This is a genomic window from Burkholderia sp. B21-005, from assembly GCF_020843965.1.
In the GTDB taxonomy this organism is placed as follows: domain Bacteria; phylum Pseudomonadota; class Gammaproteobacteria; order Burkholderiales; family Burkholderiaceae; genus Burkholderia; species Burkholderia ambifaria.
Genome location: NZ_CP086302.1, coordinates 844,427 through 870,227 on the forward strand (window position 1 = coordinate 844,427; position 25,801 = coordinate 870,227).

Below are 25,801 nucleotides of genomic sequence, written 5' to 3' on the forward strand. Positions count from 1 at the left end.
ACGCATGCTTTCATTTTTGGTAGGCAAGCGTGGATCTCAACGATGTCCGGATTTTCGTGAGCGTTGTGCAGACGGGCAGCCTTTCCGGCGCCGCGGCGCGATTGGCGATCCCGTTGCCGACGGTCAGTCGCCGCATTCGCGCCTTGGAACAGCAGCTCCGTGTCCAGTTGCTCGAGCGGACCAGACGCGGCACCAAACCCACGGAAGCCGGGGCCCGGCTATACGAACATGCGAGTCGGGGCGTCGAGCTGCTGGCGGAGGGGGAGGAGGCCGTCGTCAGCGACCAGGCGCGGCTGAAAGGACGGTTGCGGCTTTCGCTGCCGCCCGGGTTCGACGTGTGGTGGACGTTATTGTCCTCGTTTCGGAAGCAATATCCGGACATACAGTTGCACGCCTATGCCACCGAGCGGCGCGTGGACTTGATCGAAGACGGGATCGACGTCGCGCTGCGAGTTGGCGCGATTGCGCACGAGTCGATGGTCGCACGTCAATTGCTGACCTACCGCCACGTGCTGGTGGCAAGTGCGGCATTGCTCGACACGCTTGGCGTACCGAAGGCCCCTGACGACCTGCACAGGTTCCCGTGCGCTGTCTGGAGCCCCGTAGCCGGCATCAGCCGGGGCTGGCGCCTGGGCGAACAGACGTTCGAATCCGACCCGATCTTGTCCACCAACGATTACATGTACTTGCGCAGTCGTGCCATCGCCGGCGAAGTCATCACTGAGCTTCCACCGTTCCTCGCTGCAGAACCAGTTCGGGACGGCCGGCTAGTCCTCGTGCTGCCATCCTGTCCCTTGCCTGAACAACAAGTGAACCTGCTCTATCCATCGCATCGCCATCCATCGGCCATCGTGCGTGCGTACCTCGCGTTTTGCCAATCCCAGATTCCTTGGTTCACGCGTGTCTGCACTGTTGAGTAGGGGGACCGACTACATGACAACATCCCGCAGCCACCGTTGTCTGCAGAAAGTCGCTCGAGCGCGGATCGCCGCGCGGCGTGCTGACCAAGGGGCGAGCGGCTGCTCATGCTCGCGCCGGCAACCGTTACGAATTTCGCCGTCCGCTACCGACGCCGTAGTGGGATCTTGCTACTGAACGCGTCGCGGGCTCCAAGTCAGGCCGAGTCACGATCGGGCTACTAGCGACTGGACCGTTACCAAATTGATGCTAAAATTGATGCGATTAAGCATCAAAGGAGCCATCATGCGTACTACCGTCACCGTCGACGACACTCTCTATGCGCGCGCACTCGAACTCGCCGAGCCGGGTATTCCGCCGGCGGACCTGTTCCGGGCCGCACTGGAAACGTTCGTACGTGTCCAGGCCGGCCAACGCCTTGCCGCCCTTGGCGGTCGCGCCCCCGACATGCCTGATGTGCCGCGCCGGAACCCGACTGCTGCTGACCGATGAGCGTTCTGGTCGACACGTCGGTCTGGGTCGAGCATTTCCGACGGCCGCTTCCTGCACTTATCCAGCTACTGCTGGCGGACGACGTCTTGACGCATCCGCTTGTGATGCTCGAACTCACGTGCGGGACGCCGCCCGAACCGCGAGCCCGAACACTGGGAGATCTCGCGCTGTTGCGCCAAACGCGCCTTGCGACGTCAGGTGAAGTCGCGGACTGGATCGAGCGGGAACGGCTGTATGGGCGCGGATGCGGTGCCGTAGATTGCACGCTGCTGGCGTCGGTGCTATTGACTCCGCGCACTTGGCTCTGGACGCGCGATCGGCGGCTCGCGCAAGTGGCGGACCAATTCGGGGTTCAGTACATACCGCCCGACCTGCATTGACCGAAGCGGTCGCCGGCGTCGACACACGGTTTGTCCCCCTGGCGAAACCGGCGGCCAACAACTTCTTGCGCCAATCGGATAACGGGGGCATGCATGACGATCGAGGCAATCTCCGTAGGTGCACAGGCATCTCGATAGCTCCATACCCGAGTTGAGCGGAGCGCGCCGTGACGCGACAGCGTTGTGCGCGTTGTTGAACGATACATCGAAGGCTTGAGTTCACGCGCCGATTGCCACAACAACTCTGCAGGGGCATCAACACCCCTGCATCGTGGGTCGTGCTCGCGGAGAACGAGCTCGTCGGCGAAGACGGTCGCGATTTTCCGTCGTCGAGTACAGAAATATGGCTGGTCGTGCCGACCGGCTGGGCTTTAGCGAAATTGGTAAGGCAATCATCCTTGCGGAGACTCCAGTGGAACGTACGCAGCGTTGCCAGCGCTACGTGCTAGGCGTGCCTGAGGACGTGAAGTCGTCATTCCAGCAGCGCGACCTGCCGACATGGCGTTCGGATCGTGGCCTGCTGGAACTTGACCCTCGCGGACATGAGCAAGACTCGTGCGCCGGCAACCGCCAAGCCTCGCGATATGCAGTGCGCGTTCAAGGCGGGCTCCATTTCGGCGTTGGGCACCAACGTCGCGTCGAATTGCGTACGGACCATTCGCGCAACGTCTGCTTCAGCACCTTGCCCGATGCATTCAGCGGCAGGGCGTCGACGAACGCGATGCCGCGCGGCACCTTGTAGTTCGCCATTCGCGTGCGACACCACGCGGTAAGCGTCGCTTCGTCGAGGGTGGCACCCACGCACGGCACGACGAACGCGTGCCCGGCTTCGCCGAGCCGTGCATCCGGCACGCCGATCACCGCGACTTGTGCAACGTCCGGATGCCCGGCGATCATATTCTCGATTTCCGCCGGATAGCAATTGAAGCCGCCGACGATGTACATGTCCTTCAGGCGATCGGTGATGCGCAGGTAGCCGCGCTCGTCGAGCACGCCGACGTCGCCCGTATGCAGCCAGCCGTTCGGGTCGATCGTGTCGTGCGTTGCGTCGTCGTCGTCGAGATAGCCCTGCATTACGTTGAAGCCGCGGATAAGGATCTCGCCGGGCATCCCGACCGGTACGTCGGCCCCCGCTGCGTCGATGCAACGCAATTCGATCCCAGGCAGCGGATGGCCGCAGGTCGTCGCGACAATGCGCTCGTCGTCGCCGGCGCGGCAGACCGTTGCGAGCCCGCAGCATTCGGTCAGCCCGTACGCGGTCAGCACCGACGCGAAGCCGAGCCGGTCGCGCATGCGCGAGATCAGGTCCGGCGCGACGTTCGCCGCGCCGGTCACCGCCACGCGCAACGACGACCGATCGAAGCGCTCGAGATCCGGATGCACGAGCAGGCTCAGATAGAGCGTCGGCGATCCGGGCAGGAAGGTCACGCGTTCGTCTGCGATGCGGCGCAGCACCACATCGGCATCGAAGGTGGCCTGCGGCAGGATCGTCGCACCGCGAATCAGCGCGGCAAGCCAGCCGGCCTTGTAGCCGAACGCGTGAAAGAACGGGTTCACGATCAGGTAGCGGTCGCCGGCCTGCAGGTCGACCAGCGTCGACCACTGGTCGAACGAGGCCAGGTTCTGCCCGTGCGCAGTCACGACGCCCTTCGGCCGGCCGGTCGTGCCGGACGTGAACAGCACGTCCGACGGCGTGCGCGGCGCGATCGCGGCGGTCCGCTCGTCGAGCACTGCGTCGGGTGTCGCGTCGGCGAGCGCGACGAATGCGTCCCAGCCTGCCGCGCCGGGCTGCGGATCGCGCAGCACGACTGTGTGCCGCAGCGACGGCAGCGCATGCCCGACGAGCATATCCGGATAACGGACGCCGAGAAACTCGCCGATCGAGAACAGCACGCGCGCGCGGCTGCGGTTCAGGATGTCCGCGGCTTCGTCGCCCTTGAGCCGGGTGTTCAGCGGCACCAGCGCAGCGCCGGCGAAATGGACGCCCAGCGCGGCGACGATCCACTCGTGCAGGTTCGGCGCCCAGATCGCGACGCGCTCGCCCGACTGCACGTCGAGCGCGATCAGCGCGCGTGCGGTGCGCCGGGCCGCGTCGTACAGCGCCGCGTAGCCGATGGAACAACCGTCGTCGACGATTGCCGCCTGCGTCGTGTAACGGCGTGCGGATTCGGCCAGCATCGCGGGGATCGTCGATGACACGGGACGCGTTGAGGTCATGAGACACTCCGTTCGATGGAAGGACCGCCCGCGTCGGCCACGCCGAGCGGCGGATAGTCGGTGAAGCCGCGCGCACCGGGCGTATACAGCGTCGTGCGATCGAAAGCGGCAAGCGGCGCGTCATCGCGCAAGCGGGCGACGAGGTCCGGGTTCGCGATGAAATGCCGCGCGAACGACACGGCGTCTGCATGGCCGGCGGCCAGTACGTCGGCCGCGCTGCGCGCGTCGAATCCGTCGTTCGCGATCAACGGGCCGCGAAAATGACGGCGAGCCAGCGCGAATGCATCGAGTTGCCGGTCGGGCGACCGGCTCACGTGCAGATACGCGAGTCCGAACGGCGACACGGCATCGAGCAGCGTGCCGTACGTCGATGCGGGATCGTCGTCGTGCATGTCGTTGTATGGATTGCCAGGGCAGATCCGCAGCCCGACCCGCTGCGCGCCGATTGCGCCGGCCATTGCTTCGAGCGCCTCGATCGCGAAACGCGCGCGTCGCTCACGCGTGCCGCCGTAGTCGTCGGTACGGCGGTTCGAGCAGGCCAGCACGAACTGCATCGGCAGATAGCCGCTGCTCGCGCGCAGCTCGACGCCGTCGAAGCCGGCAGCGCGCGCGTTGACGGCCGCCTGCCGGAAAGCGTCGATCGCGTCCGGAATCTCCGCGCGCGTGAGCGCGCGCGGCGCGTCCAGCGGCACCGGGCCGTGCCCGTCCGCGCGAATCGTGCCGTTCGCACGCAGCGCGGACGGCGCGACGGTATCGGCGTCCGGCGCCTTGTTCAACCGCGACGCGCCCGACGTGCATCAGTTGCAGCACGATGCGGCCGTTCTCGCGATGCACGGCGTCGGTCACACGCCGCCACGCGTCGATCTGGTGTTGCGTCGCGATGCCGGGCGTGCGGCAATAGCCTTTGCCGTCGGCGTGCGGATACGTGCCTTCCGCGACGATCAATCCGGCACCCGCCCGCTGCGCGTAATACGCGATGTGCAGATCGCCGGGCGCGTCGTGTTCGTCCGCCCGGCTGCGCGTCATCGGCGCCATCACGATGCGGTTCGGCATCGCGAACGCGCCGATGCGCGCGGGTTCAAAGAGCGGCTGGGTCATGAAAACAGGCCTCCGTGCGCACGTCAGCGCGTGCGAATCTTCGGGAATGCCGAAACGCGCCGCATCGTCGCGAGGAACGCATCGAGCGGCGCCGGTGCCGCGACGTCGGGCAGCCCGTCGGGCTTGTCGTTCCAGAACGCCTGCCACGACGGCCACAGCGCATGCCACGAACCGTCGTACGGCTCGCGGCCCGGCCAGCGCATCTTGCGTTCGCCGATCGGCGGCCGGTTCAGGTCCGACGCGTACAGGTAGCACGGATAGCGCCGACGGAAATACCAGCGCCCGTCGATCCGCTCGTAGTCGTCCCAGTAGAGCATTTGCATGATGACCCACTCGGGGCCGGTCTCGTGCTCGTTCTTCGAATAGACGACGCCGCTCGCATGGTCGGCATCCGAGAACTCGATGATGTGACCGCCGATGTGATGCGACGTGACGGTGAACTGGTGACGCAAGGTGTCGTCGATCCAGCGTTTAAGGTGTGCGCGCCCGACCTGGTCCTTGCTGACCACGACGTCCTCGGGAAACAGGTTCGTCCACGCGTCGAGGTCGCGCATGTCGAGCGCGAGCGCGTATTGCGCGGGCAGCATCCGGATCGCCTCGGTCGATTCGAGCCGGTCGATCCGTGCGAGCAAGGTCGTGTCGTTCATCGCGTGGCGGCTCCGGCTGCATCGGTTTGCACGCCGGATTGCGCGCGCCGGTCGGTCGACGTGTCCGACACGTAGTCGGTCGCGCCGACATCGAGGCGGCAGGTCTTGCCGCCGTCGACGACGAGGCTTTGCCCGGTGATGTACGACGCCTCGTCGGACGCGAGGAACAGGATCGCGTCGGCGACCTCGCGCGGCTCGCCGATGCGCCGCAGCGGCACCGCGCGCGCGGTGCCCTTACGCATCGCATCGTCCTGCAGCGCTTCGCGCGTCCCTTCGCTCCACACCACGCCCGGGATGACGACGTTCACGCGGATCCCGTCGGCCGCGCCCTCGAGCGCGACCGCGCGACTGAAATTGAGCACGCCGGCCTTCGCCGCGCCGTACGCGGCCAACCCGGGGCTGCCGAGCAGCCCGACGACCGAGCCGAGGTTGACGATCGCGCCGCCGCCCTGCCGCTTCATCGCGCGCATCGCCGCGCGCGTGCCGAAGAACGCGACATCGAGCGTGCCGCGCAGGCAACGGTGCCAGTCTTCCGTGCTGACCTGGTCGATCAGCCCCCACGTGTAGTTCACCGCGTTGTTGACCATCACGTCGAGCCGGCCGAAGCGCTCGAGCGTCGCGTCCACCGCGCGGCCGACCGACGCTTCGTCGGTCACGTCGGCCTGGATCCACTGCGCGTCGCCGCCCGCCGCGACGATCTCGCGCGCCACCTGCTCCAGCGGCTCCCGGCGCCGGCCGCACAGCATCACGCGCGCGCCTTCCGCCGCCAAGCGCTGCGCGGTCGCCGCGCCGATTCCCGTGCCCGCGCCGCTGATCAGCGCGGTCTTGTGCTGCAAACGTCCTGTCATGCTGGTCTCCTAGATCATGTACATGCCGCCGCTGACCGACAGCGTCTGCCCGGTCATCTGCCGGGCGTCGTCGGACGCGAGGTAAAGGATCGAGCGCGCGATGTCGTCCGGTTCGGCCATGCTGCCGAGCGGAATCGCGCGTTCGAGTTCGCGCGCCCATTCGTCGGGAATCGACTGCATCATCGGCGTGCGAGTCGGGCCCGGACAGATCGCGTTCACGCGAATGCCGCGCGGGCCGAGGTCGCGCGCAAGACAACGCGTCAACCCCAGGATCGCGGCCTTCGACGCGCAATAAGCCGGCGGCCCTTCGCCGGACAACGCCGACACGCTCGCGATGTTGACGATCGCACCGCGCACGCCGGCGGCGATCATCAGCCGCACGGCCGCACGCGAGCAGAAGAACGTGCCGTTCAGATTGATGTCGATGATCCGGCGCCAGCCCGCGTATTTTCCCCGCAACGACTGGCCAGGGTTTGCCGGCGATAGCTACGTCACAACGTTTGAATAGGCGTTCTACCGCTTTTATGTCACCCCGTAGCGTTTCTCGCTGAGCGCATGGAATAAAGGCTTAAAAACTATCCCTCCAACGAGCGCGTTCCGACCGCTGCTGCTGAGAGTGCTGTACTGCCAATCAACGGTCGAACCACTCATGCGCGTTCGCGTATGTCGTCTCGCAAGTGACATGCCAGCATCATGCTTTGGATACTCGTAGGGGCTCGGCGGCTCGGCTACACCAAGAGCTACTTTGAAACGATGAAACTGTTTTCAGCCGTGTTACGGATTAGACCGATCACACGACCGCGTGCGGCAATCGCCAGTGTCGAAGGTGCTGTGTGCTCGCGGCCAACCGAGCGTGCGAGGGAACGTCGAGGGAACGTTTCAGTTTTGATACGAACGGAACCACTAGCTGCACGTGCAGGAGCAGGCGGTTGCGGCATCACAAGTCCGGACAATTTCCGCGCAGCCTCACTAACGGGAAAATCGCATGGAGCAGGCTTACGCGGCGATCGGGGGCGCGGTGATCGCGATGCAGATGTTCGAGGTGGCCTTGGTGTCGATCCACGAAGGCTTCAAGATGACGACCGATCCGCGTACCTTCAGGCGACAGGCGGGATGACCGAAGAGGGGAGTTACAAGAACGCGGCAGCGAACGTGGTGAGGTATCCAGTGTAGCTACGGTGGGAATTTTCCTCTTTACGTGATTCACGAACTGCGGCGCGACCGTCACCGCTGAATGTTGACGCTGGCGCCTGTGAGAAGGTCATCGACGAGAGTTTCGCCAGCAGAGCGACCGGCTCTCAGTGCATCAAGGCTCTCGGCAAACAGCTTGCCGTGGTCGTCGGCTAATCGAACAGGCCCGAGGAAGAGCGACGGCATGTTTGCTGCGCGGATATGGACGATTGCAACGAAGCCGTACGAGACATCATCGGTCGGCACGTCGGTGTCGGATGCGTAGACCTTGTGTTCACAGCGAACCTCAATCGCGTATCCGCGGTAGGTGTACGCGCTATTCATATCCGCCTCCCTGCAGGTTGGGCAACCGTTGCACATCATGCACGCGGAAGTATAGCTAGGTACAGTCGAATTGCGACGCGAATCTAGGCTATGCACGCCAGTCACTGCTAGAGGCCAGTTGCTTTGCAACAGGGGGCGGGGTCGACGCCCAGAAGCACCAAAGCCCGCTGCGAGCGGGCTTTTTTTGCGCTACAAATCTGCTACATCGAGGACGAGAAGCGTTGCTGGTAAAGCTTCGCGCCTCTCATTCCATCCCCTGAACTATGGGGTGCCCAGCCGACAACCCCTACTGGCGCCGGCGTGTCCAAGGTGACGATAGGTACAAGGTCAGAGTTTGACGCCCGTACGATCTTCGATCTGCTTCTTGATAAAGCCTTTGGCGAGGTCGCCCAAGAGTTCGATCTCGCTAATCGAGGAAGCCGGCCTGATTGACTCCGCAGGCGCTGGCTCGATGATGGGCTACTGGTTCCGACGCCTGAGCTGGGCCGGACATGACTTTCTGGATTCGATCCGCAGCCCAGACGCGTTTGGGCCAAAACCAAGGAGGGGGCACTTGCGGCCGGCGGTTCACGATCATGCGCGGCCGGAATTGCGGCTTTCGACGGCCGAGTTTTCGTTGCCGCGTGATGAGCCGGTCTTCGGAACCAAGCTCACCGAGATACACGCCATCCGGACCATAAATTTCTTCGTCAATGAATAGGCCAACATGACGCCCGTCGTACGTACGGAGTTGGTCTTCATCACGATAGCCAAAGCACACGCCGCTCCATGTCCATAGCCAGCAACGCACAACCAGCAGCCGATGCGGCAGCGAAGATCTCGGGTGTGTCGAAGGTGCTGCTGGCCGACGCGCTGCAGCTCGAAGCGGGTCTGGCGGAAAACGTCGAGGCGACCGCGCTGAGCATCGCGAACGACTACTCGCACATCCTCGCGCCGGCCACCGCCTACGGGAAGAACATCGCACCGCGTATCGCCGCGAAGCTGGACGTCGCGCAGATCTCGGACATCACGGCGGTCGATTCGGCCGATACGTTCGAGCGCCCGATCTACGCAGGTAATGCGATCGCGACGGTGCAGTCGAGCGACCCGATCAAGATCATCACGGTGCGTGCAACGGGGTTCGATCCGGTTGCAGCGGAAGGCGGCAGCGCGTCGGTCCACAAAATCGAAGCGGCCGCCGACGCCGGCAAGTCGCAGTTCGTAAGCCGTGAGGTGACGAAGCTGGACCGTCCCGAACTCACCGGCGCGAAGATCATCGTGTCGGGCGGCCGCGGATTGGGCAGCGGCGAGAACTTCGCGTTGGTGCTCGAGCCGCTGGCCGACAAGCTTCAGGCAGCACTCGGCGCGTCACGGGCGGCAGTGGATGCCGGCTACGTGCCGAACGACTACCAGGTCGGCCAGACCGGCAAGATCGTCGCGCCGCCGCTGTACATCGCGGTGGGCATCTCGGGTGCGATCCAGCATCTGGCCGGCATGAAGGATTCGAAGGTGATCGTCGCGATCAACAAGGACCCCGAGGCGCCAATATTCAGCGTGGCAGACTACGGCCTGGAGGCAGACTTGTTTGCGGCGGTGCCGGAACTGGTTGCAGCACTCTGAGCAAGCGGGAGGTGAGTCGCGCATCCGAGGTCGATGCTGCGATGTTACTTGTCTCAAGCATGCCCAGGGCCGTCGTGTGAAATCCATCGAGCGACTGATAGCTACGGAACGTTCGTATGAGCTCGCAGCGAGCCTCAAGTTCAGGCAGCCGCCCGCGGGCCGCTGCCTGAACTGCTACCGTTTGCCTTTTCTTCTTCATCGGCATATCCATGACTCTTACACCTCGTGATATGCCCCGCCCACGAAATAACGGAATGGTCCGAGAATTCCGACGCGTTACGGCGGGCCGAATCTCTCCGGCCGCCACACTGGCGAGCGAATTCCGCCGATGTGATCTGCGACATTCTTGCTGGCCAGGATCACAGCGGCGTATCGGCTAGCTACCACCACCTGCTAATTCCCCGGTGCATCGAGCGCGCTCGTCATTTCCTGTACGGCGTGCTGCAGCGAAGGCAGAAAGCGTTTCACGGCCTCGGCCGGATTGATCGCGTGCTCGAGGTAGATCACGTTCAGCGCCGCCATCACCCGATCATGCGCGCTGACCGCGACGGCGAGCGAGCCGATTTTGCGTTGTTCGGTCCAATCTCCATGGTTCGATCCGAAACCATCGGCGCGCGTCCGCCGCACAAGATTGCGGATGAATGCGTCGTCCGACGCGAGTTGCTGCTGTTGCTCACCGCCGGCACCGGCGCGTAGCAGGTCGAGAATATCCTCGCGCTCCGCATCCTGGCACGACGCGAAGTAGATGCGCCCCGATGCCGTCAGCAGCATCGGCAGCCGGCGCCCGACCATCGAACGATGAAACGACAGCGGGCTGAAGCGATGCGTCGTCTCGCGAATGACCATCGAATCGCCGTCGGGTGTCGTCAGGTCGGACGGCCACACGATGCGTTGCAGCAGCCGCGCCATGATCGGTGGCGCGACGGTGGCGATGTGCTCGTCGTCGGTGAATCCTTCGCTCAGCTCGCGCACGCGCAACGTCAGACGAAACGTGTCGTCCGACTCGCTGCGCCGCACGAATCCGCCTTCCACCAGCGTTTCCAGCAACCGCCGCACGGTCGTGCGGTGCAGCCCCGTGACTTCGCTCAACTGCTGGCTCGTCGCGCGACCGTTCTCCAGCGCATTGAGGGCCTGCAGCACCTGCAGGCCGCGCGACAATCCTCGGACATTTGCGTACTTGCTCATCGAAAAATGTATTAAAAATCAACGATGTGCAACCCTTGCACATTTGGTTGAAATTGTTGAGCGGGTGTCTCTCGCTCCCTAGACTTGTCTCCATCCCGCCGCCACACGACGCGACACGGAACCCGCGACGTGCCCCGGCCGGAATCCATCGGCATACGCAGCGACCACCGAGTCGCGCGAGGAAGGAGACACATGAATCCCTCACCCAGTCCCACCACGCATCGCGACCGGCGCGACCCGCTTTCCACCGACGTCGCAATCATCGGCGCCGGCCCGGTCGGCTTGATGATCGCCAACATTCTGGGCCTTCAGGGCGTGCGTGTCACGCTGATCGAGAAGCTCGAACGGATCATCGATTACCCGCGCGCCATTGGTCTGGATGACGAAGCATTGCGCGTATTCCAGTCGATCGGCCTGGCCGACGAACTCGTGCCGCACACGACGCCCGATCACTGGATGCGATTCGTGACGAAGGACGGTCACTGCTTCGCATCGATCGAGCCGCGCACCGACGAATTCGGCTGGCCGCGCCGCAACGCGTTCATCCAGCCGCTCGCGGATCGCGTGCTCCACGAAGGCCTCGCGCGTTTCCCGCACGTCCAGGTGCTGTTCGCTCACAGCGTTGCATCGTTCACGCAGGACGCCGACGGCGTCAGCATCGACGTGGACGATGCTGACGGTGAACGCCGGACCGTGCGCGCAGCGTACATGGTCGGCGCGGACGGCGGCAACAGCTTCGTGCGCCGCGTGCTGAACGTGCCGTTCGAAGGGCGCACGAAGCCGAACCAGTGGATCGTCGTGGACGTGCGCAACGACCCGATCGGCTCGCCGCACATCTATCTGCATTGCGATCACGAACGGCCGTACGTGTCGGCGGCGCTGCCGCACGGCATTCGCCGCTTCGAGTTCATGGTGATGCCGGGCGAGACCGAGGAAGAACTGTCGAAACCCGAGAACATGGCTGCACTGATTCGCAAGGTGGTTGCGGATCCGGATGCAGTCGACTACATCCGCAAGCGCGTCTATACGCACAATGCGCGTCTCGCGTCGACGTTTCATGTGGGCCGCATCCTGCTCGCGGGTGACGCCGCGCACATCATGCCGGTGTGGCAGGGGCAGGGTTACAACAGCGGAATCCGCGACGCGAACAATCTCGGCTGGAAGCTCGCGATGGTCGCGCGGGGGCTGGCAGACAGCCGGCTGCTCGAAACCTATACCGTCGAGCGCCGCGCGCATGCGCGTTCGATGATCCATCTTTCCGAAGTGGCGGGCGATATATTCGCGCCGACGACACGTTTCGGCGCGCGCTTTCGCGACACTTTCGTGCGTGCGCTGACCCTGTTCCCGGCGGTGAAGCGCTACTTCGTCGAAATGCGCTTCAAGCCGATGCCGCGTTACGAGGCGGGCGCGGTACTGCTGCCCGCGCATGCGCCCAGGCGCGGCTGGCTTGCCCGCGTGCTCGAACGATCGGGCAATTCCGCACCGGGCCGGCTGCTCGGCCTGATGAGCGAAAAGCGCGATTCCTTGATCGGCCGGCTCGCGTACGGTCGCGATCCGTTTGCCGCGTCGCCGGTCGGGCGCATGTTCATCCAGCCCCGCGTGCGGCTGCCCGAGGGCCGCACCGTGCTGCTCGACGACGCGATCGGCACCGGTTTCGTCCTGCTGGGCTGGGGCGCGGATCCGACCTTCGGCATGACGCCGCAGGCGCGTGCGTTGTGGGCGCGGATCGGTGGCCGCTTCGTGATCGCGAAGCCGGACGCCCAGCTCGCGTACGCCGACGACGTGCCCTCGGACGTGCTCGCGATCGGGGACGAGACGGGCCGCTTGAAGGACTGGTTCAGCCGTCTGCCGGAGTCGGTCGTGCTGCTGCGTCCCGATCGTTTCGTTGCGGGCGTATGTGCGCCACAGCAGGTGTCCTCGGCGATTGTCGCGTTAGCGGAAAAGCTCGGCGTGACGGGGGGCGCGCGGCACGAGCACGGCGACGTCGCGCCATCGTCGCAGGGCCCGGTGTGCGATCGCGATGTCCTCACATACACGGCAGGAGCATGAGCATGCCGATTCATCTCGAATGTCTGTCCCATACGCCGCTGCACGGTTATTTCGATCCGGCGCCCGACGTGGTTGCCGAAGTCGAGCGCATCGGCCGAGCCGCGCGTGAACGTGTCGAGCGCTTCCAGCCTGACCTGATCGTCGTATTCGCCCCCGATCATTTCAACGGATTCTTCTACGACATGATGCCGCCGTTCTGCATCGGCGCACGCGCCGACGCGATCGGTGATTTCAAGAGCCTGGCCGGCACGTTGCCGGTGCCGGGCGATCTCGCGCACGGGCTGGCGGAAAGCGTGCTGGCCGCCGACGTCGATGTTGCGCTGTCGTACCGGATGCAGGTCGACCACGGCTGCGCGCAGGCACTCGAAGTACTCACCGGCGGACTCGATCGCTATCCGGTGATCCCGGTATTCATCAACTCCGTCGCGCCGCCGATGGCGACGCTGCGCCGCGCGCGTTTGCTGGGCGATGCGATCGGTCGCCAGCTCGAGCGCACCAACCGCCGCGTGCTGGTGGTCGGCTCGGGCGGCATCTCGCACGAGCCACCTGTACCGGAACTGATCGGCGCGACGGCCGAAGTGGCGGAGCGGCTGATCGCCGGTCGCAATCCGTCGGCCGAGTCGCGCGCGGCGCGCCAGGCGCGTACCGTGGCCGCCGCCCGTTCGTTTGCCGCTGGCGACAGTCCGCTGCATCCGCTCAATCCCGAATGGGATCGCGCGTTCCTTGCCAGACTCGCATCCGGCGAATTGACAGCGCTGGACGGCGTGGCCAACGACGCGATCACGCGCGACGGCGGCAAGTCCGCGCACGAGATCCGCACATGGGTCGCCGCATTCGCCGTGCTCGCCGCGTATGGCCCGTACCACGCGTCACTCGACTACTACCGCGCGATTCCCGAATGGATCGCGGGTTTCGCCACCATGCACGCCACGCCGTCGACCGCCGTCGCGGCGCTGGCGTGACAGAACTCCAGGAGACCTCGATGTCCGATTCGAACCTTGTGACGACACTGGCCGCGCGACTGCGCGAAGCCGAGGCGTCGCTCAGCACGATCGCGCCGCTGCGCGGCGAGGCCGCCGCGGGCGGCATCCCGCTCGACGCGATGACGATGGCCTACGCGGTGCAGCAGGCCAACGTCGACCGGCGCGTCGCGAACGGCGAGCGCATCGTCGGCCGCAAGATCGGCCTGACGTCGCTCGCGGTGCAGGCACAGCTGGGCGTCGACCAGCCCGATTTCGGCGCGTTGTTCGCGAGCATGGCTTGCGGCGACGGGGCGCCGATTTCGCTCGCGCAACTGATCCAGCCCAAGGTCGAAGCGGAGATCGCGCTCGTGCTCGATCACGACCTCACGCAAGACCGGCACACGTTCGTCGACATCCTGCGCGCGAGCGCTTATGCGCTCGCCGCGATCGAGGTGGTGGACAGCCGCATCCGCGACTGGGACATCCGCTTCGTCGACACGGTCGCCGACAACGCATCGAGCGCGCGCTTCGTGGTCGGCAGCCGTCCGGTACCGCTTTCCCGGCTTGATCTGACGGGCTGCGCGATGACACTGGCCCGCGATGGCGAAGTGCTGTCGAAGGGCAGTGGCGCCGCCTGCCTCGGCAATCCACTCAACGCTGCCGTGTGGCTGGCCGACCGGATGGTGCAGCTCGGCACGCCGCTGCGCGCCGGCGACGTGGTGCTGACCGGCGCGCTCGGTCCGATGGTCGCCGTCCGCGAGGCCGGCACCTATGTCGCGCAGATCGACGGGCTCGGCAGCGTCCGGGCAACTTTCACGGCTTAACTCAGGAACTCGCATGGCTTCCGAAAAACTCAAGGCTGCGATCATCGGCTCCGGCAACATCGGCACGGACCTGATGATCAAGATCCTCCGTCATGGCAGGCATCTGGAAATGGCGGCGATGGTCGGTATCGACGCGAACTCGGACGGTCTCGCGCGCGCCGCGCGACTGGGTGTCGCGACCACGCACGAAGGTGTCGAAGGGCTCACGCGTCTGCCGGTATTCGACCAGATCGATTTTGTGTTCGACGCGACGTCCGCAGGCGCGCACGTTCGCAACGCAGCGCTGCTGCGCACGCTCAAGCCGTCGATTCGCATGATCGATCTGACGCCCGCCGCGATCGGTCCGTACTGCGTGCCGGTCGTCAATCTCGACACGCACATCGACGCGCCGAATGTGAACATGGTCACGTGCGGCGGCCAGGCGACGATTCCGATCGTCGCGGCTGTGTCGCGCGTCGCGAAGGTGCACTACGCGGAGATTGTCGCGTCGATCAGCAGCAAGTCGGCGGGCCCCGGTACGCGCGCGAACATCGACGAATTCACCGAAACGACGTCGAAGGCGATCGAGGTGGTCGGTGGCGCCGCGAAGGGCAAGGCGATCATCGTGCTGAACCCGGCCGAGCCGCCGCTGATGATGCGCGACACGGTCTATACGCTGTCCGACCTCGCGTCTCGCGCGGAGATCGAGGCGTCGATCGAGGACACCGTCGCGAAGGTGCACGCGTACGTGCCTGGCTATCGACTCAAGCAGAAGGTGCAGTTCGACGAGATTCCGGCGAGCGCACCGATCCGTATTCCGGGCCTGGGAACATTCAGCGGCCTGAAAACGTCGGTGTTCGTCGAAGTGGAGGGCGCCGCGCATTACCTGCCTGCCTACGCGGGCAATCTCGACATCATGACTTCCGCCGCGCTCGCGACCGCCGAACGCATGGCGCAGGCGCGCGTGAGCGCGTAAGGAGCAAACGGCGATGAGCAAGAAACTGTATATCTCCGACGTGACGCTGCGCGACGGCAGTCACGCCATTCGGCACCAGTATTCGATCGCGAACGTGCAGGACATCGCGCGTGCGCTGGATCGCGCCAGGGTGGACAGCATCGAGGTCGCGCACGGCGACGGCCTGCAAGGATCGAGCTTCAACTACGGCTTCGGCGCGCATACCGATCTCGAATGGATCGAGGCGGTAGCGGACGTCGTCGAACACGCGAGGATCGCGACGCTGCTCTTGCCGGGCATCGGCACGATTCACGACCTGAAGGCTGCCTACGACGCCGGCGCGCGCATCGTGCGTGTCGCGACGCACTGCACCGAGGCGGATATCTCGAAGCAGCACATCGAATATGCGCGCGAACTCGGCATGGACACGGTCGGTTTCCTGATGATGAGCCACATGACGACGCCGGAGAATCTGGCCGTCGAGGCGAAGAAGATGGAAAGCTACGGCGCGACCTGCATCTACGTCGTCGATTCCGGCGGCGCGCTGACGATGTCGGACGTGCGCGACCGGTTCCGTGCGGTGAAGGCGGTGCTGAAGCCCGAAACGGAAACCGGCATGCACGCGCACCACAACCTGTCGCTCGGCGTCGCGAACTCGATCGTCGCCGTGGAGGAAGGCTGCGACCGGATCGATGCGTCGCTCGCAGGAATGGGGGCGGGCGCCGGCAATGCGCCGCTCGAAGTGTTCATCGCGGCGGCCGAGCGGATGGGCTGGAACCACGGCACCGATCTCTACACGCTCATGGATGCCGCCGACGACATCGTGCGACCGTTGCAGGACCGTCCGGTGCGCGTCGACCGCGAAACGCTCGCGCTCGGCTATGCGGGGGTGTATTCGAGCTTCCTGCGTCACTCGGAAGCCGCCGCGAAGAAGTACGACATCAGCACCGTGGACATCCTCGTCGAACTGGGCAAGCGCCGCATGGTGGGCGGCCAGGAAGACATGATCGTCGACGTCGCGCTCGATCTGAAGAAGCGTGGCGAGGCCGCATAGCAACGGACGGCAGGACCGCGCACGTCGCGGTCCGATACATGACAGCCGCCGGCAAGAGCGGCCTGCATATCAATCATTGGAGACTTTGGATGAATAAGTCACGAAAGGAAGGCGATACCGCGCGAAATGGACGCACGGGACACGCGACGATCATGTTGTGCCTCGCGATTGCGTTGCTCGAAGGGCTGGACCTGCAATCGGCGGGGGTGGCTGGCCCGCGCATGGCGAAGGAGTTTTCGCTCGCCGTCGCGCAGATGGGCTGGGCGTTCAGCGCGGGCGCGCTCGGCCTGCTTCCGGGCGCCGCGCTCGGCGGCCGGCTGGCCGACCGGTTCGGCCGAAAGCGCGTGCTGATGTGGTCGGTCGCGATGTTCGGCCTGTTCTCGCTCGCGACGACGCAGGTCTGGAGCTTCGAGAGCCTGCTCGTTGCGCGACTGATGACGGGCTGCGGGCTCGGCGCTGCGATGCCGAACCTGATCGCGCTGTGCTCTGAAGCGGCGGGCCCGCGGCAGCGCGGCACGGCGGTCGGCGCGATGTACTGCGGGATGCCGTTCGGCGCGGCGATCGCCGCGGTGATCGGCATCGCGAGCGCAGGCGATGCGAATTGGCGTCACGTGTTTTACGTCGGCGGATTCGGGCCGCTCGTCATGGTGCCGCTGCTCGGGATGTTCCTGCACGAGTCGCGGCAGTTCGTGGCGACCCGGTCGACCGTGGCGGGCCATGTCGCTGGCCTGCCCGGCGTGAGCGACGCGCTGTGGCGACACGGCCGCGCGCGTACGACCGTCGCGCTGTGGATCAGCTATCTCGGCACGCTGGTCGTGTTGTATTTCCTGATGAACTGGCTGCCGTCGATGGTGCTGTCGCGCGGACTGACACGCGTGCAGGCCAACGTCGTGCTGATGATGTTCAACATCGGCGGTGGTATCGGAGCCGTCGCGATCGCGACGCTGATGGACCGCTTTGGGCGGCGCGGCACGGTGATCGGCATGTATGTCGGCGTCGCTGTCGCGCTGACCACGCTGGCGAGCGCGGGTGGCGCGACGTCGATGGCGATCGGCGGCTTGCTGTGCGGGTTGTTCCTCGTCGGCGGCCAGTCGGTGCTGTATGCGCTGGCCGGCCATGCGTATCCGACCGAAGTGCGCGGCACGGGCGTGGGTGCGGCCGTCGCGGTGGGGCGGCTCGGTTCGATTCTCGGGCCGCTGGTGGCAGGGCAGTTGTTCGCGCTCGGTCAGAGCCCGTCGATGCTGGTGTCGGCGAGCATCCCGCTGATCGTGATCGCCGCGGTGGCGGCGTTGACGGTGGTGGGCGCGTTCGCGCGGCAGCGCACGGGCGAGCCGCAGCGCGTGTAGCGATTCGGGCGGGCCGCGCGCGTGGCCCGCGATCGAGATCATTCATTTTTTCGGAAAGGACATCATCATGACTGCGACGACATCACCGATCACGGAAGCGTCGACGAGCCAGTTTGCCCGCGTGAAGGACGGCGACCTCGAACTGCGGATCCACTATAACGACACGGGCGCCGGACCGACCGGTGAGACGGTCGTGATGCTGCATGGTTCGGGTCCTGGCGCGAGCGGCTGGGCGAACTTCAACCGCAACGTCGAGCCGCTGGTCGCGGCCGGCTATCGCGTGATCCTGATGGACTGCCCGGGCTGGAGCAAGAGCGATCCGATCGTCTGTGCGTCGTCGCGCTCGGAACTCAACGGCCGCGTGCTGAAGGGGCTGCTCGACGTGCTCGATATCGAGCGCGTGCATATTCTCGGCAATTCGATGGGCGGGCATAGCGCGGTTGCGTTCGCGCTCGGCAATCCCGGGCGCGTGGGCAAACTCGTGCTGATGGGTGGCGGCACCGGCGGCCCGAGCAACTTCGCGCCGATGCCGACCGAAGGCATCAAGCTATTGCAGGGGCTGTATCGCGAGCCGACGATCGAGAACCTGAAACGGATGATGAACGTGTTCGTCTATGACTCGAGCGCGCTGACGGACGAGTTGATGAAAGCACGCCTCGACAACATGCTCGCGCGGCGCGATCACCTCGAGAACTTCGTGAAGAGCCTCGCGGCCAATCCGAAACAGTTCACCGACTACGGCCCGCGGTTGGGCGAGATCGCGGCGCCGACGCTCGTGATCTGGGGGCGCGACGATCGGTTCGTGCCAATGGATACCGGCCTGCGGCTCATCGCCGGAATGCAGAACGCTCAACTGCATGTGTTCAACCGGTGCGGGCACTGGGCGCAGTGGGAGCATGCGGACGCGTTCAACCGGATGGTGGTCGACTTTCTGCAGCATTGAGTGCAGCGATGCGAGCACTGCTTTCGAACGGCATTTCACCGATCCGGGGCTTGCGCGTCGGCCGGATCGTCGCGTTGGCCTCGATTCGGATCACAACGATCGCTTCCGGCCGATTCCGCGGCGGCCCCCCCTCGGGGGCGTTGTGGTCCGGTTCGACGGGATGATGCCGGCTCGTCTTTCGCGCGGCCGCCCATGATCCTGCGTAGTTGCGCACGATCCCGCCACTTCGAATGCGCTGGGCGCGATCTTCGTCCGACAGCGCATCGTGTTCAGTCGTGGTGGCTGAAGGTTGCGCGGCGCATCAGGTCCACGAGGGCGCCCAGCTCCCGGGAATGCGGCTCCGCGCGCGTGACCATCAGCAGATCGATGCGGGGCGCTGGACTGGCAAGCGCGCGGCAGCACATCGATTCACCAACCAGCGCCGCGACGTACGCCGGCAGCAGGGCAACGCCGAGCCCCATCCCGACGAGGTTCAGGTTCAGCAGGATGTTCGTCGCGACCTGCACGACATCCGGGTGGATCCCGTGGTCGATGAAGTACCGGTCGACGATGTCGTACAGCTGCCCCGCGTAGGCCGGATTGGTCTGGATGAACGGCTGGCCGTCGAGCATCGCGGGTGCGATGCGCGCATGCGCGGCGAGCGGGTGATCGGCCTGCATCAGCACGATGAGCGGTTCGGTTAGCACTACTTCTGCATGCAGATTCGGCGCCTGCACGGGCCGACGCATGAACGCGATGTCGATGTCGCCACGCAGCAGCGCGTCCTCCTGTTCCATCGTCGGCATGCTCCGCAGTTCGACGTGCACACCCGGACACTGCATCCGCAGCTTTGGCAGGATCGCCGGAAAGATGGCCACTTCCGCTGCTGGCACAAATCCGATTCTCACGGTCAGTGCTTGCCGCCGGCCCGTTTGACGAGCCCGTTCGACAGCGCGGTCCGCCTGCGAGAGCACCAGCCGCGCTTCCGCAAGGAACACGTGGCCCGCTTCGGTCAGCTCGACCTTACGCTTCGAGCGCTCGAGCAGCCGCGTGCCGACCTCGTCCTCGAGATCGCGAATCTGTTGGCTCAGCGACGGCTGTGCGGTGTGCAGCCGTTGCGCGGCGCGCGTGAAGTTCAGCTCGTCGGCGACGGCAACAAAATATCGTAAGTGTCGGAGTTCCATTCGGCTGTCATCGCCAAAACGTCTAACGGCAAACAAACAAACTATTTCACAACGAACGCACGACCGACGATCATCCTCGCGTGCCTGTCCGTATGGAACGGATGGTGCCACGGAGGAGACGCAAATGACAGAGAAGCTTGACATCGACGCACTGGTCGACGCACGCAACGGCCGCGTGGCGTCGTCGATCTATACCGATCCGGCGATCTACTCGCTGGAGCTCGAACGCATCTTCGGACGATGCTGGCTGTTCCTCGCGCATGTGAGCCAGATTCCGAAGGCCGGTGATTTCTTCAACACGTACATGGGCGAGGACCCCATCGTCGTCGTGCGGCAAAAGGACGGCTCGGTGAAGGCATTCCTGAACCAGTGCCGGCACCGCTCGATGCGCGTGAGTTTCGCCGACTCCGGCAATGCGCGCTCGTTTACGTGTCCGTATCACGGCTGGTCGTACGGCACGGACGGCGCGCTGATCGACGTGCCACTTGAGGCTCGCGCGTTTCCGCATGGCCTCTGCAAGCAGCATCTCGGGCTGCAGGAAGTCACACGGGTTGCGATCTACAAGGGGTTGGTGTTTGGTAACTGGGACGCCGATGCGCCGGATCTCGACGCCTATATGGGCGACATGGCATGGTATCTCGATGGCGTGCTGGATCGCCGGGAAGGCGGCACCGAGATCGTGGGCGGCGTGCACAAATGGGTGATCGACTGCAACTGGAAATTCCCGGCCGAGCAGTTTGCGAGCGACCAGTATCACGCGCTGTACTCACACGCGTCGGCGATCGAGGTGCTCGGCGTGAAGGCCGGTGCCGGCGACAAGGCCCTCGGTGCGGGGCAGACCGCGCGCCCCGTGTGGGAGACCGCAAAGGACGCCCTGCAGTATGGTCAGGCCGGCCACGGCAGCGGCTTCTTTTTCACCGAGGAGCCGGACGCGAACGTATGGGTCGACGGTGAAGTGTCCCAGTATTTCCGCGATACATATGAAGAAGCGGAGGCGCGCCTGGGGACGGTGCGCGCGCGCCGTCTCGCGGGCCACAACAACCTGTTCCCGACGATGTCCTGGCTGAACGGCACCGCGACCTTGCGCGTGTGGCATCCGCGCGGCCCGAACCAGGTCGAGGTGTGGGCGTTCTGCATCGCGGACAAGCAGGCGTCGGACGAAGTGAAGGCCGCATTCGAGCGCAGCGCGACACGCGCGTTCGGCCCCGCCGGCTTCCTCGAGCAGGACGATTCGGAGAACTGGGTCGAGGTGCAGAAAGTGCTGCGCGGCAACCGCGCGCGCAAGACGCGGCTCTGCGTCGAAATGGGCCTGGGCGGCGAGCGTGTGCGCACGGACGGCATTCCGGGCATTACCAACTACATCTTCTCGGAAACGGCGGCGCGCGGGATGTACCGCCGCTGGGCCGACCTGTTGCTGTCTGACAACTGGGGCGAAGTCGAGCGCCGGACGCGCGAATATGAACAGGAGCTGCTGAAATGAACGACGCCGCCACGATCGAACGGGTGCCCGTGACAGCGGGGCTGCATCACGACATCACGCAGTTCTTGTATCGCGAGGCCGACTGCCTCGATACATGGCGCTTTCGCGACTGGCTCGCGCTGCTGAGCAACGACGTGCAGTACACGATGCGCACGACCGTCAACGCCCAGACGCGCGACCGCCGCAAGGGCGTTCAGCCGCCCACCACGTGGATCTTCAACGACACGAAGGCGCAGCTGGAGCGCCGCATCGCACGGCTCGAGACGGGCATGGCGTGGGCCGAGGAGCCGCCTTCGCGCACGCGGCATCTGCTCGCGAACGTCCGGGTCGAACCGACCGACGCGCACGGAGAATACGACGTGTACGTCAACTATCTGCTGTACCGCTCGCAGAAGGAGCGCGACGAGACGTTCTATGTCGGGGCGCGCCGCGACCGCGTGCGTCGTGCGGACGACGTCGGCGATTGGCACATATGCCGCCGAGAGATCGTGCTCGACCAGGCAGTGCTGTCTTCCCATAACCTCAGTGTGCTTTTCTGATCATGGCTCGAATCCTCGTAGGACCCATCGACGCGCTCGCCGACGGCGACGCGACGCGCGTCAACGGTGCACACGGCGCGATCGCGGTGTTTCGCGTGCAGGGCACGTATTACGCACTGTCCGATCGCTGCACGCACGGCAACGCGTCCATGTCCGACGGCTATGTCGAAGACGATGCGACTGTCGAATGTCCATTGCATGCCGCGCGCTTTTGCCTGAAGACCGGTGCGGCGCTGTGCCAGCCTGCGACGGACGCATTGCGTACGTTCCCGGTCGTCGTCGACGCCGGTGCGCTGTACGTCGACGAGCCGGAGCTCGCATGAGCTGGCTCGATGGAGACGTCGCGCTGATCACGGGCGGCGGGTCGGGCCTCGGGCTCGCGCTCGTCGAGCGCTTTCTCGCCGAAGGCGCGCGGGTCGGCGTGCTCGAACGTTCAGCGGAAAAAGTCGCCGCATTGCGTGCGTGCTTTGGTGCGGATATCGAAGTGGTGTGCGGCGACGTGCGCGTGTACGACGACAACCGGCGCGCGGTGGACGCGACCGTCGAGCGTTTCGGCAAGCTCGATACGTTCGTCGGCAACGCCGCGCTGTGGGATCACGGCGCGGGCCTGCTGGGCCTGTCACCGGAAAGGCTCGACGCCGGGTTCGACGAATTGTTCGCGGTCAACGTGAAAGGGTACCTGCTGGGTGCGAAGGCGGCTGCAGACGCGCTGGTGGCATCGCAAGGCAGTATGATTTTCACGCTGTCGAACGCGGCGTTCTATCCGGGCGGCGGCGGTCCGTTGTATACGGCGAGCAAGCATGCCGCGGTCGGTCTGATTCGCGAGCTGGCGTACGAGCTTGCGCCGCACGTGCGCGTGAACGGCGTCGGGCCGTGCGGAATGGCGAGCGACCTGCGTGGCCCCGACGCACTTGGGCAGTCGCAGCACCGCATCATGGATACGCGGACCCCGGAGGCGATCGCCAGTATTCTCCCGCTGCAGTTTTTTCCAGCGCCGGCGGATTTCACCGGACCGTTCGTGCTGCTTGCATCGCGTGCGAACAATCGCACGCTATCCGGCGTGATGATCCAGGCCGACGCAGGCCTCGGCGTTCGCGGGATCCGTCATGTCGCTGGAGGCCTCGATGTCGCTCGACCGTGAAGCGGGTGGTGCGGCCGGCGAGGCCGCCTGCGTGATCGTGGGCGCGGGGCAGGCGGGCACGACCGCGGCAGCCGAGCTCCGGCGGCGCGGCTTCGACGGACCTGTCGTGCTGATCGGCGATGAACCGCATGTGCCTTACGAGCGACCGCCGCTGTCGAAAGAGGTGTTGCTGAAACCGGATGGCGCGTGCATTGCGCTTCGTCCGGAGACGTTCTACGCCGACCAGCGGATCGAGCGCAGGCTCGGCACCCGCGTCACGGCGATCGATCCGGCGCAGCGCACGCTGACGTTTGCCGATGGGACGCTGCTCGAATTCGGCAAGTTGCTGCTGGCGACAGGGGCGCGGGTCAGGAGGCTGCCGATGCTCGACCGTCTGGGCCCGGGTGTGCATACCTTGCGTACACTCGACGACGCGCATGCGTTGCGTCGAGCGCTTCAAGGCGGCACGCGGCTGTTGATCGTTGGCGGTGGCGTGATCGGGATGGAAGTCGCATCGAGCGCGATCGAGCTTGGGGCCCGGGTGACGGTGATCGAGCAGGCACCAGACGTGATGGCGCGCTGCGCGCCGTTGCCGGTGCGTTCACATTTGCTCGCGCTGCATCGTGCGCGGGGCGTGGATGTGCGGACCGGAGTGAAGCTGCTCGACGCGGCGCGCAACATCGATGGGTTCGTGTTGACGCTCGAAGATGGCACCGCCGTACGTGGCGATGCCGTTGTTTACGGGATCGGCGTCGAACCGGACGATGCGCTCGCGAGGGATGCCGGCCTGCGCACGGACGGCGGGATTCTCGTCGACTCTGCCTGCCGGACGTCGCATCCGGACATCGTCGCCGCAGGCGACAATACGGCCGAAGTAGACCCACGCGGTGGCCCGCCTCTGCGTCGGGAAAGTTGGGATAACGCAAATCGACAGGCCGTGCGTGCGGCCTCGGCGATGCTCGGTGAGCCGGATGACTTACCGCAGATGCCGTGGTTCTGGACCGATCAATGTGGCGTGAACCTGCAGTTCGCAGGCGACATGACAGCCTCCGAGTGGATCGAGCGTGGTGATCTCTCCGGATCCGCGTGCGTGCTGTTCGGATTGCGCGACGGGGTGGTGACGGCTGGTGTGACGCTCAATCGCGGGCGCGACATGCGCTTCGTACGTACCCTAATCGAGCGACGCGCCAGGCTCTCGGCGGACGTCCTCAGCGATTGTGCACAAGATCTGCGTGCGCTCGCGAATAATGTGTGACGTAGAGCGAACTGGTCCGTGATTTCGTCGGCGAGGCATATCGTGAGGTGCGGTAGCGCTATTGAGGTCGACCGCATGCCGTGGGACGCTGCGCCTACGCCAGTCTATTATCCCGTCACGGTATTTTGGGCGGCGCGCGCTTCATCTCCGTCCACAGCGGAGAGCGCGCTTCTGGTGTTGGCATTCGAGATATACCGAGTGGCGTGAGCCGACCGTGCAGGCGGCACCGGGACGGGCCACGGGGCGGTGGCACAGCTGCACGGACGGCGTTTCAATCGGGGCGAGCGTGCGGGTTGCCCAAGAGGGTCGGGGGATGCGCTTCGTTCGGACGTGTCCTGCTGTAGTGCAAATGCCGCGCTTACGCGCCGCTGATTCTCGGGCACGCCTTCGATCTGCGCGCGATCGGCATCATTGAGGTTCTCGCCCGGCGTGGCAGTTGGCGAGCCGATCGGATTGCGGAACTGCGTCCGTGACAGCACTACGTTTGGCGGTCCGGCATAGCTTTGGCTACGCTCGACATGAATTTTTGACTTGACATAAATGTATCTCTCGCCGGATCGCATTCCCGCATCGTACCGGCTTGTGGGGAGCGTCCCGAACGCAGGCGAGTCCGTGAGGGTAGAGTTTTTTGTTGAATTTTTGCGGGAAACTGCTCGGCCGCCGTTTCTCATCAGGGCGTTGCGGCTGATATTGGATTGCCGCTGAGCTCAATATGGGTAGGATTGTGGGTAGGAGGCTATCTGCGATTGCGGGAGTCTTACCTGGCGGATCCGTGCGAGCGATGATCAGAGTCTGCTGCCTTCCGCCATTTCGCACTTCCACCGCTTTCCGATCGTCGGGTATTGCGACCTCCATGATTGATGTCGGCAGATGCCCTGTCTCCGACGCACGGGCGGCGGCGAATGCCGGACAAGCGGGCTACCCCTCCTCTTGGTGGGCCCGTTTGACGAGCCTGATCACCGTCGAGACGAGTACGATCAGCAGCACGAAAGCAAGGACCAAATAGCTCGGCGCATCCCGGATCACGACCGCGATTGCGTGGTCGGCGACCGCGGACGCGGTTACAACGTTCAGGCCATAGACGATGAACCATCCGTTCAGCATCGCCAGGGCGATGGTGACCGTCAGCAATACGAAGCGAGCGTGATCGACAGGCGGCCCGGCGGCGCGGTGCCCGTGCCGCCGGACTCGATCGTGTTTTTGATCGTCGTGAATGAACGAGCGATGACGCAA

The 25,801-nt window shown here is 65.1% G+C and carries 26 protein-coding genes and 2 pseudogenes; 17 read left to right on the forward strand and 11 right to left on the reverse strand.

Translation table 11 applies throughout. The annotated features are described in order from the left end of the window. Positions 1–29 precede the first annotated feature (29 nt). The 3 genes from LMA02_RS20175 (at position 30) to LMA02_RS20185 (ending at position 1,790) form a co-directional block, all read left to right on the forward strand. Entirely contained in the window at positions 30–920 is an 891-nt protein-coding gene (locus tag LMA02_RS20175; protein ID WP_228909528.1) for a LysR family transcriptional regulator, read from the forward strand. 283 nt (positions 921–1,203) lie between these two features. Next, entirely contained in the window at positions 1,204–1,410 is a 207-nt protein-coding gene (locus tag LMA02_RS20180) for a type II toxin-antitoxin system VapB family antitoxin (protein ID WP_228909529.1), read from the forward strand. Then, positions 1,407–1,790 carry a type II toxin-antitoxin system VapC family toxin gene (locus LMA02_RS20185; RefSeq protein WP_228909530.1) on the forward strand — a complete coding sequence of 128 codons (384 nt, stop codon included), beginning with the start codon at positions 1,407–1,409 and terminating at the stop codon, positions 1,788–1,790. The genes LMA02_RS20180 and LMA02_RS20185 overlap by 4 nt, the downstream gene beginning before the upstream one ends. Before the next feature lie 597 nt (positions 1,791–2,387). Here the strand turns inward: LMA02_RS20185 and LMA02_RS20190 are convergent. From LMA02_RS20190 to LMA02_RS20210, 6 genes and pseudogenes are all read right to left on the reverse strand, one after another. After that, on the reverse strand, positions 2,388–4,007 hold the full coding sequence (locus LMA02_RS20190; protein WP_228909531.1) for a FadD3 family acyl-CoA ligase: 1,620 nt from the start codon (positions 4,005–4,007) through the stop codon (positions 2,388–2,390). Continuing rightward, positions 4,004–4,783 carry a hypothetical protein gene (locus LMA02_RS20195; RefSeq protein WP_324251310.1) on the reverse strand — a complete coding sequence of 260 codons (780 nt, stop codon included), beginning with the start codon at positions 4,781–4,783 and terminating at the stop codon, positions 4,004–4,006. The genes LMA02_RS20190 and LMA02_RS20195 overlap by 4 nt, the downstream gene beginning before the upstream one ends. A 52-nt stretch (positions 4,784–4,835) precedes the next feature. Next, a pseudogene (locus LMA02_RS35430) lies at positions 4,836–5,105 on the reverse strand (alkene reductase); the annotation flags it as partial. 23 nt (positions 5,106–5,128) lie between these two features. Further along, positions 5,129–5,752 carry a nuclear transport factor 2 family protein gene (locus tag LMA02_RS20200; protein ID WP_228909532.1) on the reverse strand — a complete coding sequence of 208 codons (624 nt, stop codon included), beginning with the start codon at positions 5,750–5,752 and terminating at the stop codon, positions 5,129–5,131. Then, complete coding sequence (locus LMA02_RS20205) at positions 5,749–6,600, reverse strand: SDR family NAD(P)-dependent oxidoreductase (RefSeq protein WP_228909533.1); 852 nt, start codon at positions 6,598–6,600, stop codon at positions 5,749–5,751. The genes LMA02_RS20200 and LMA02_RS20205 overlap by 4 nt, the downstream gene beginning before the upstream one ends. Positions 6,601–6,609: 9 nt before the next feature. Continuing rightward, positions 6,610–7,059 (reverse strand): SDR family NAD(P)-dependent oxidoreductase, encoded by a 450-nt coding sequence (locus LMA02_RS20210; protein ID WP_228909534.1) that lies wholly within the window; start codon positions 7,057–7,059, stop codon positions 6,610–6,612. Between the two features lie 526 nt (positions 7,060–7,585). Between LMA02_RS20210 and LMA02_RS35305 the strand changes: the two genes are divergently transcribed. After that, positions 7,586–7,717 (forward strand): hypothetical protein, encoded by a 132-nt coding sequence (locus LMA02_RS35305; protein WP_267478988.1) that lies wholly within the window; start codon positions 7,586–7,588, stop codon positions 7,715–7,717. A 107-nt stretch (positions 7,718–7,824) separates the two neighbouring features. On the opposite strand, the gene LMA02_RS20215 is transcribed toward LMA02_RS35305, so the two are convergent. Together LMA02_RS20215 and LMA02_RS20225 are read right to left on the reverse strand one after the other, a co-directional pair. Then, positions 7,825–8,115 (reverse strand): hydrogenase maturation factor, encoded by a 291-nt coding sequence (locus tag LMA02_RS20215; protein WP_228909535.1) that lies wholly within the window; start codon positions 8,113–8,115, stop codon positions 7,825–7,827. Between the two features lie 573 nt (positions 8,116–8,688). Next, entirely contained in the window at positions 8,689–8,856 is a 168-nt protein-coding gene (locus LMA02_RS20225; protein WP_228910096.1) for a hypothetical protein, read from the reverse strand. A 42-nt stretch (positions 8,857–8,898) separates the two neighbouring features. On the opposite strand from LMA02_RS20225, the pseudogene LMA02_RS20230 reads away from it, so the two are divergent. Next, positions 8,899–9,714 (forward strand): annotated as a pseudogene (locus LMA02_RS20230) (electron transfer flavoprotein subunit alpha/FixB family protein); the annotation flags it as partial. Between the two features lie 393 nt (positions 9,715–10,107). Here the strand turns inward: LMA02_RS20230 and LMA02_RS20235 are convergent. Further along, on the reverse strand, positions 10,108–10,899 hold the full coding sequence (locus LMA02_RS20235) for a DNA-binding transcriptional regulator (protein ID WP_228909536.1): 792 nt from the start codon (positions 10,897–10,899) through the stop codon (positions 10,108–10,110). 192 nt (positions 10,900–11,091) lie between these two features. On the opposite strand from LMA02_RS20235, the gene LMA02_RS20240 reads away from it, so the two are divergent. The 7 genes from LMA02_RS20240 to LMA02_RS20270 all read left to right on the forward strand — a co-directional run bounded on the left by LMA02_RS20240 (position 11,092) and on the right by LMA02_RS20270 (position 19,011). After that, a complete protein-coding gene (locus tag LMA02_RS20240) occupies positions 11,092–12,948 on the forward strand; it encodes a bifunctional 3-(3-hydroxy-phenyl)propionate/3-hydroxycinnamic acid hydroxylase (RefSeq protein WP_228909537.1) in 1,857 nt (618 codons plus the stop codon). A 2-nt stretch (positions 12,949–12,950) separates the two neighbouring features. Then, complete coding sequence (locus LMA02_RS20245; RefSeq protein ID WP_228909538.1) at positions 12,951–13,910, forward strand: 3-carboxyethylcatechol 2,3-dioxygenase; 960 nt, start codon at positions 12,951–12,953, stop codon at positions 13,908–13,910. A 20-nt stretch (positions 13,911–13,930) separates the two neighbouring features. Further along, entirely contained in the window at positions 13,931–14,734 is an 804-nt protein-coding gene (locus LMA02_RS20250) for a fumarylacetoacetate hydrolase family protein (protein ID WP_228909539.1), read from the forward strand. Positions 14,735–14,747: 13 nt separating this feature from the next. Beyond that, positions 14,748–15,689 carry an acetaldehyde dehydrogenase (acetylating) gene (locus LMA02_RS20255; RefSeq protein WP_059599515.1) on the forward strand — a complete coding sequence of 314 codons (942 nt, stop codon included), beginning with the start codon at positions 14,748–14,750 and terminating at the stop codon, positions 15,687–15,689. Between the two features lie 13 nt (positions 15,690–15,702). Continuing rightward, positions 15,703–16,722, forward strand: coding sequence for a 4-hydroxy-2-oxovalerate aldolase (gene dmpG, locus LMA02_RS20260; protein ID WP_039355196.1), 1,020 nt, complete (start codon positions 15,703–15,705; stop codon positions 16,720–16,722). Between the two features lie 89 nt (positions 16,723–16,811). Further along, positions 16,812–18,068 carry a 3-(3-hydroxy-phenyl)propionate transporter MhpT gene (mhpT, locus tag LMA02_RS20265; protein ID WP_228909540.1) on the forward strand — a complete coding sequence of 419 codons (1,257 nt, stop codon included), beginning with the start codon at positions 16,812–16,814 and terminating at the stop codon, positions 18,066–18,068. 67 nt (positions 18,069–18,135) lie between these two features. Beyond that, the gene (locus LMA02_RS20270) at positions 18,136–19,011 is read left to right on the forward strand and encodes an alpha/beta fold hydrolase (protein ID WP_124551207.1); all 876 of its coding nucleotides are present in this window, start codon (positions 18,136–18,138) and stop codon (positions 19,009–19,011) included. A 269-nt stretch (positions 19,012–19,280) separates the two neighbouring features. Here the strand turns inward: LMA02_RS20270 and hcaR are convergent, their stop codons facing one another. After that, on the reverse strand, positions 19,281–20,318 hold the full coding sequence (hcaR, locus tag LMA02_RS20275; RefSeq protein WP_228909541.1) for a DNA-binding transcriptional regulator HcaR: 1,038 nt from the start codon (positions 20,316–20,318) through the stop codon (positions 19,281–19,283). Here hcaR and hcaE point away from each other — a divergent pair. From hcaE to hcaD, 5 genes are read left to right on the forward strand one after another with little or no spacing between them, the layout of a single operon-like run. Next, the gene (gene hcaE, locus LMA02_RS20280; protein WP_228909542.1) at positions 20,299–21,654 is read left to right on the forward strand and encodes a 3-phenylpropionate/cinnamic acid dioxygenase subunit alpha; all 1,356 of its coding nucleotides are present in this window, start codon (positions 20,299–20,301) and stop codon (positions 21,652–21,654) included. The two genes, hcaR and hcaE, sit on opposite strands and share 20 nt — an antisense overlap. Beyond that, positions 21,651–22,193 (forward strand): 3-phenylpropionate/cinnamic acid dioxygenase subunit beta, encoded by a 543-nt coding sequence (gene hcaF, locus LMA02_RS20285; protein WP_228909543.1) that lies wholly within the window; start codon positions 21,651–21,653, stop codon positions 22,191–22,193. Before hcaE ends, hcaF begins: the two co-directional genes overlap by 4 nt. A 2-nt stretch (positions 22,194–22,195) precedes the next feature. Further along, entirely contained in the window at positions 22,196–22,516 is a 321-nt protein-coding gene (gene hcaC, locus LMA02_RS20290) for a 3-phenylpropionate/cinnamic acid dioxygenase ferredoxin subunit (protein ID WP_059599508.1), read from the forward strand. Beyond that, complete coding sequence (gene hcaB / locus LMA02_RS20295; protein ID WP_228909544.1) at positions 22,513–23,334, forward strand: 3-phenylpropionate-dihydrodiol/cinnamic acid-dihydrodiol dehydrogenase; 822 nt, start codon at positions 22,513–22,515, stop codon at positions 23,332–23,334. The genes hcaC and hcaB overlap by 4 nt, the downstream gene beginning before the upstream one ends. After that, the gene (gene hcaD, locus LMA02_RS20300; RefSeq protein ID WP_228909545.1) at positions 23,300–24,568 is read left to right on the forward strand and encodes a 3-phenylpropionate/cinnamic acid dioxygenase ferredoxin--NAD(+) reductase subunit; all 1,269 of its coding nucleotides are present in this window, start codon (positions 23,300–23,302) and stop codon (positions 24,566–24,568) included. Before hcaB ends, hcaD begins: the two co-directional genes overlap by 35 nt. Before the next feature lie 918 nt (positions 24,569–25,486). On the opposite strand, the gene LMA02_RS20305 is transcribed toward hcaD, so the two are convergent. Continuing rightward, a complete protein-coding gene (locus tag LMA02_RS20305) occupies positions 25,487–25,801 on the reverse strand; it encodes a hypothetical protein (protein WP_228909546.1) in 315 nt (104 codons plus the stop codon).

Excerpts from the sequence above, each read along its gene's own strand:
- LMA02_RS20270 (WP_124551207.1), top strand. The coding sequence starts at position 18,136 with ATGACTGCGACGACATCACCGATCACGGAAGCGTCGACGAGCCAGTTT.
- LMA02_RS20200 (WP_228909532.1), bottom strand. The coding sequence starts at position 5,752 with ATGAACGACACGACCTTGCTCGCACGGATCGACCGGCTCGAATCGACC.
- hcaC (WP_059599508.1), top strand. The coding sequence starts at position 22,196 with ATGGCTCGAATCCTCGTAGGACCCATCGACGCGCTCGCCGACGGCGAC.
- hcaB (WP_228909544.1), top strand. The coding sequence starts at position 22,513 with ATGAGCTGGCTCGATGGAGACGTCGCGCTGATCACGGGCGGCGGGTCG.
- LMA02_RS20190 (WP_228909531.1), bottom strand. The coding sequence starts at position 4,007 with ATGACCTCAACGCGTCCCGTGTCATCGACGATCCCCGCGATGCTGGCC.
- LMA02_RS20245 (WP_228909538.1), top strand. The coding sequence starts at position 12,951 with ATGCCGATTCATCTCGAATGTCTGTCCCATACGCCGCTGCACGGTTAT.
- LMA02_RS20240 (WP_228909537.1), top strand. The coding sequence starts at position 11,092 with ATGAATCCCTCACCCAGTCCCACCACGCATCGCGACCGGCGCGACCCG.
- LMA02_RS20235 (WP_228909536.1), bottom strand. The coding sequence starts at position 10,899 with ATGAGCAAGTACGCAAATGTCCGAGGATTGTCGCGCGGCCTGCAGGTG.
- LMA02_RS20205 (WP_228909533.1), bottom strand. The coding sequence starts at position 6,600 with ATGACAGGACGTTTGCAGCACAAGACCGCGCTGATCAGCGGCGCGGGC.
- LMA02_RS20215 (WP_228909535.1), bottom strand. The coding sequence starts at position 8,115 with ATGAATAGCGCGTACACCTACCGCGGATACGCGATTGAGGTTCGCTGT.
- hcaD (WP_228909545.1), top strand. The coding sequence starts at position 23,300 with ATGTCGCTGGAGGCCTCGATGTCGCTCGACCGTGAAGCGGGTGGTGCG.
- LMA02_RS35305 (WP_267478988.1), top strand. The coding sequence starts at position 7,586 with ATGGAGCAGGCTTACGCGGCGATCGGGGGCGCGGTGATCGCGATGCAG.
- LMA02_RS20255 (WP_059599515.1), top strand. The coding sequence starts at position 14,748 with ATGGCTTCCGAAAAACTCAAGGCTGCGATCATCGGCTCCGGCAACATC.
- hcaE (WP_228909542.1), top strand. The coding sequence starts at position 20,299 with ATGACAGAGAAGCTTGACATCGACGCACTGGTCGACGCACGCAACGGC.
- LMA02_RS20180 (WP_228909529.1), top strand. The coding sequence starts at position 1,204 with ATGCGTACTACCGTCACCGTCGACGACACTCTCTATGCGCGCGCACTC.
- hcaR (WP_228909541.1), bottom strand. The coding sequence starts at position 20,318 with ATGTCAAGCTTCTCTGTCATTTGCGTCTCCTCCGTGGCACCATCCGTT.
- hcaF (WP_228909543.1), top strand. The coding sequence starts at position 21,651 with ATGAACGACGCCGCCACGATCGAACGGGTGCCCGTGACAGCGGGGCTG.
- dmpG (WP_039355196.1), top strand. The coding sequence starts at position 15,703 with ATGAGCAAGAAACTGTATATCTCCGACGTGACGCTGCGCGACGGCAGT.
- LMA02_RS20250 (WP_228909539.1), top strand. The coding sequence starts at position 13,931 with ATGTCCGATTCGAACCTTGTGACGACACTGGCCGCGCGACTGCGCGAA.
- mhpT (WP_228909540.1), top strand. The coding sequence starts at position 16,812 with ATGAATAAGTCACGAAAGGAAGGCGATACCGCGCGAAATGGACGCACG.
- LMA02_RS20185 (WP_228909530.1), top strand. The coding sequence starts at position 1,407 with ATGAGCGTTCTGGTCGACACGTCGGTCTGGGTCGAGCATTTCCGACGG.
- LMA02_RS20225 (WP_228910096.1), bottom strand. The coding sequence starts at position 8,856 with ATGAAGACCAACTCCGTACGTACGACGGGCGTCATGTTGGCCTATTCA.